This is a genomic window from bacterium (assembly GCA_024226335.1).
Classification (GTDB): Bacteria; Myxococcota_A; UBA9160; order SZUA-336; family SZUA-336; genus JAAELY01.
Genome location: JAAELY010000504.1, coordinates 1 through 642 on the forward strand (window position 1 = coordinate 1; position 642 = coordinate 642).

Annotated in this window: 1 protein-coding gene; it reads left to right on the forward strand. The window is 59.5% G+C overall.

From position 1 onward, the window contains the following. Window positions 1-642, forward strand: a 642-nt coding sequence (locus tag GY725_24735; GenBank protein ID MCP4007401.1) for a transposase, incomplete at both ends; no start/stop codon positions are given.

The window sequence follows — 642 nt, forward strand, 5'->3', positions numbered from 1 at the left end:
ACGGATGCAAGCCTCGGGAGTTCGGCTGGCCCGTTCGACGCTGACCCATCTCATTCACCGCATGGCCGACTTGTTGCAGCCGATCTACGAGGCGCAGCTTTTCTCGGTGGTCAGCGGCCGTGTCGTAGCGATGGACGAGACACCGATCCGGACCGGCCGCAAACGGAAAGGCACAATGAAGACCGGCTACTTCTGGCCGATCTACGGTGATCGCGACGAAGTGGTGTTTCCATTTTCGGACTCTCGATCCGGCGCGTTCATCAAGAAGTCGCTTGGCGAATTCTGCGGCGTACTGCTCACCGATGGATACCAGGCCTACGAGAAGTACGCGGCTCAGATCAACGGCGTCGTCCACGCCCAGTGCTGGTCGCATACGCGACGGCATTTTCTGAAGGCAGAAAACATCGAGCCCGAGCTGACAGCAAGAGCGCTGGAGCAGATCCGCAGGCTCTACGAAGAAGAAGGCAAGATCAGTGCGCGACAGCTCGACGCGAATAAATGTCTCGAGCTACGAGCCAAGCACTGCAAACCGATCGTCGACGGGTTCTTCGAATGGACAAAGACGACGCTCGAGCAGAATGCGTTGCTGCCGTCGAATCCGTTCACCTCGGCGGCCGGCTATGCGCTGGCCCGCGAAGAGGC